This window comes from Flavobacterium caeni, assembly GCF_900101895.1.
Taxonomy (GTDB): domain Bacteria; phylum Bacteroidota; class Bacteroidia; order Flavobacteriales; family Flavobacteriaceae; genus Flavobacterium; species Flavobacterium caeni.
Window position 1 is genome coordinate 1 of the sequence record NZ_FMVF01000039.1, and the last position, 4374, is coordinate 4374.

Here is a 4374-nt window from a genome sequence, read left to right on the forward strand (position 1 = left end):
GTTTTGTTTTTTTTACAACAGAAATTTCACAACAGAGTTAAAAGAATTTCCTTTTGAAAAAATTCAAATATTTCCCTGGCCGGAAAACTTTCAAATGGTTCGACAGAGCGCAAGCAGTAAATATTTTTTTGGGTTCTAAACAACGTATTGGGCGCAAGCATAACAGCCGGTAAGCAAAATTGCCGAATCTTTGGTAGCCGGAAGTTGTGGTTTCACGAAGAAAGTTCTATCTTGGCAGAGAGAACTCAGTTCGCTCTGGTCGGCAACTTCGCTTACCGGCGAAACGTTAGCGGTCAGCATGCATCGCGTACACTAAACAGTAAACAATCTATCTAAATCAAAAATTTAAAAAAATCTTCAATTGGCGTATTTGCCAATTTAAGATTTTTTTTATCTTTGCTTTATAACTATTAAAAGTGGCGACAACACTATAAATGCGGTAGAAAATATTATGAGTAAAGAAAAACAAAAATTTTTTGCGAGTGAAGAGGAATTTTTAGCTTTTGAATTTAAGTCAAAAGCAAGAATTATTGATGACAAAATGGTTGAGGTAATTGCTCCCGATGGAGAAATTTTTTCTGTATTAGTATCTACAGGAAAATATCTTAATGAAGAATATCGGAATTATGAATTGCATATTGTAGAGTGGATTTTTGATTTAAGTTTTTCTCAAGACAAGGAATTAATGACCCAAAAAATTTGGAATGGATTAGTGTTTAATGGAGTTTCATTTATGGGAATGAGTTCAGGCGATAGACAAGGAGAAAGAACTCGTATCGGAAAAAAAATTCGCTCAATACGAGAAGAAAAAGGAATTGAAGCTAAAGATTTAGCGAAATTAGCTAAAATAGACGCTGCTAATCTAAGTAGAATTGAGCAAGGTAAATTTTCAGTTGGTCTTGATATTCTTTCAAAAATTGCATTTGTTTTGGGTTATCAAGTAGATATTGTCCCTAATCAAATTTAATGGTTATGGAAAATCTAATTGAAACTTATAGTGATATTCAAGAATGTTACTATAAAAACGAACATTATACTGTTCGTGATAATGGCGCAGTATTACGAAATACACCTTACAATAAACGAGCTCGACCTACTGATAATAGTTGGACTTTTGGTAAACTAAATAGTAATTCTGGTTATTTAGAAATTGCTTCTGTTCGCATTCATCGAATTGTAGCAACTGCATTTCACGGTGAACCACCGACTAAGGAACACGTAGTTGACCATATTGACACAAATAAACAAAACAACCGACCAGACAATTTACGTTGGGTTACCAGATTGGAGAATATTTTACTTAATCCAATCACAGCAAAACGTATTGCCTATATTTGCGGAAGTGTAGAAGAATTTCTAGCAAATCCATCTCAATTTAAAGATAAATTTCAAAATCCTGATTATAAATGGATGGCAACAGTTAGCGCTGAGGAGGCACAAATAAGCAAAGAAAGATTATTGGCTTGGGCAAAAAATGATAAACCATCTCAAGGCGGTTCATTAGGTGATTGGATTTATAATAGAAGTGTTTCAAATCAATTCGCAAACAAATATGAAGAAGAAACCGACTCTGTTGAAGAAGAATTTAAAGTTATTGATTCTCTATCTCCAAATGCAGTTCAAAAAGTCAAAAATTGGAAAACACCGACTGAATTTCCTTGTTGTCCACAAGAAATTAAAGATAATTCAATAAGTACTTATGCTATAAACCTAAATATTGGTGGCGTTTTTTCCCGAAACCAATATACTAGTTCTATTATTGAAAACTTCGCCATTTCTAATGATAAAAACACATTATGGATTATGTGTAAAAGCGGTGACGAAAATCCAATAAAACCATATTCTCTGGCTGAGATTACTTATCAAAATTATGTTTTCGTTCATAATAGTCTCGGAACTTTTTTTGAAAAAATCGGAGTAGAAAAACAGTTTACTCTTTTACAAGGACTTGAATGGACAGGTGGAGATAGCATTGATGACTATTGTTGAAAGTAAAAACTAAATATAAAATGCCGAACCGCTAACACTGCATTTACGCAAGAGCTGGTCTTGAGTAAGTTGAGCGTTTGTCAAAACCAAGAATGTTGTATCTTGGCAGAGGGAACTCTGCTCCTATTTCCGCTCCTGCGCAAATGCAGGGAACGTTATAAGAACCTTGTTTTTTCCCATAAGCTACGAACCGCTGATTTAGAAATAATAATTCTCCTTCTTTATTTTTTGAAATATGATTCTCATTCCGAAGGTTTTTTATATGAGTTTCGTTGACAAAAGCTTTTTACAAATTGCTCCGTCCATAAATTTTTCGACCGGAGCATTTTGTAAATGATTTCCTTTTATGGGAAATCATTTTTTGACGTCTTCGTAAAAGATTATTTCAAAACACTCGTTGTCAAAGGCTTTGCCGCAAGGTTCTTATAACAGCGCATTTACGTGATCGCTGGTTTTCGGTGGCCGGAACGTTTCAGTTTCACGAACTTTGTTTATATTCGGCAGACAGAACTCGTTTCGCTTTGACGCGACCACGCAAATGCGCGAAACGTTAGTGGTCATGCCAGAAACTTAGTCGAAACATCATATCTATGAAAAATTATATTTGTGCATTATTTTTATTTTTGGGTCTGGTTTGTATTGCGCAAGAATCTCCTGTTTTTGACTTACAATATAAATGGATTAATGAGAGTAAAAATTATGGAATTGAAATCCATAGTGATTTGATAATACTTTTAAAAGGAAAACCAGACTGGAAAACCTCAGATTTAGTTCAAGATAAATATTACTTTATTGGAAAACCATTAGCAAATGAGCAAAATTTATTTGTTACTTGGCTTTATAATGATGTTCTATTTGATGTTTTCAAAAATGGAAAAACAGTAAAAGTACAAGGAAAGCAATATCGAATGTTCAAATTACAATTGAATGATGAAGGAATTCTAGAAGTTTCAATTTCCGAAAAGATTTTAGAATATGAGAAAAGACCGATCAGTCTTTGGTCACCAGAGGCAGATGCTTTTTTTGTGAAGAAAATAGCTTTAAAAAGATTCATCCCTGAGAAAACTTATCAAACAAATCAGCACGACCACTAACCGCCGTTTCAAGCCATTGCCGGGTTTTCGGTAGCCGGAAGTTGTTGTTTCACGAAGAAACATTATCTTCGGCAGAGAGAACTCAATCCGCTTTGATCGGCAACGGCGTGAAGCGGCCTAACGTTGGCAGAAATATTTAAAGAACCTAATACGAAACAAACATGAAAAAAATTCTACACTTATTAGCAATTTTGGCATTTTGTTCATCTTATTCTCAAGATTGGAAAATGCTATTTGAATCAGAAATGGGGACATATTACTATAAGCCAAACACTGATGAGACAGCATGGGTAAAAATTGTTTCTAATAAAACGGAATATTATCCCAGCAAAACATCAACTCAAACCAAAACCGTGGACGGTCACAAAACTATACTTTGGAAATTTAATTGCCGATCCAGGAAATTAGGGATTATAAAATCAACCACTTATTCTAAAAACGGAAAAGTTTTAGAAAGTTTTAGCGAAAATGAAATTCTTGTTGAAATGGATTATGTCAATCCAGATTCTATCGGCGAAGAATTACTAAATTATTTCTGTACGTCGGAATAACAATACTTCTGCCAACAGCGCAGTTAAGCAAGAGCTGGTTTTTCGTGAGTTGAACGTTAGATTTTCACGAAGAAAGTTTTATCTTGGCAGAGAGAACTCAGTCCGCTTTTCCGCTCCTGCGTAACTGCGCGAAACGTTGCACGAAAACGCCGAGGAAGCCCGGAAATGATTGCGCAGAATCCACTTCCCTATCCAATCTTTGTCGTTATTTTTCATATGATTTACTTTGCGTTGAATCTCAAAATATAATTGTAGCGCCGAAAACTTCGTCGCCGAGCTTTGTCAGGTTTTCATATGATTCTCTTTGCGCTGAAATCCAAATCAGAGAGTTCGCTGCAAACGAGTAAATTTTCCCGCCAATCTTTGGCGAAGCTCTTTGCCGAAAATCTTCGTGGAGTTTCGTTGTGGCTACGTTGTGGAATTTCTTTGTCGGCCACAAAGCAAATTTCTTGGTAAATTGATTTTTTTTTTTAAATGCAAAGCCTAGTGAAAATGGAGTCGGTTCACTTTGTCAGGCGTCATCGTGCAACACTGTATTTACGCTAGAGCTGGTTTTCAGTAAGTTGAATGTTTTTCTAAACCAAGAAAGCTTTATCTTAGCAGAGAATACTCTGCTCCCATTTCCGCTCCAGCGCAAATACAGGGAACGTTAGGCAAAATTATTTTCGACGCCACCGTTAATGTCAACAATATTTTATATATTTGTACGTATAAAATCATTGTTATGGACGCGAAACTCA

4 protein-coding genes are annotated in these 4374 nt (G+C 35.2%); all 4 read left to right on the plus strand.

Annotated elements, in window-relative coordinates:
- The first annotated feature begins 451 nt into the window (after nt 1–451).
- Nucleotides 452–967, plus strand: coding sequence for a helix-turn-helix domain-containing protein (locus BLP55_RS16105; RefSeq protein WP_091147227.1), 516 nt, complete (start codon nt 452–454; stop codon nt 965–967).
- A 5-nt stretch (nt 968–972) separates the two neighbouring features.
- Complete coding sequence (locus tag BLP55_RS16110; protein WP_211516845.1) at nt 973–1989, plus strand: HNH endonuclease signature motif containing protein; 1017 nt, start codon at nt 973–975, stop codon at nt 1987–1989.
- Nucleotides 1990–2579: 590 nt separating this feature from the next.
- Nucleotides 2580–3083 (plus strand): hypothetical protein, encoded by a 504-nt coding sequence (locus tag BLP55_RS16115; protein WP_139149787.1) that lies wholly within the window; start codon nt 2580–2582, stop codon nt 3081–3083.
- 161 nt (nt 3084–3244) lie between these two features.
- Nucleotides 3245–3634, plus strand: coding sequence for a surface-adhesin E family protein (locus BLP55_RS16120; protein WP_139149788.1), 390 nt, complete (start codon nt 3245–3247; stop codon nt 3632–3634).
- Nucleotides 3635–4374: the final 740 nt, after the last annotated feature.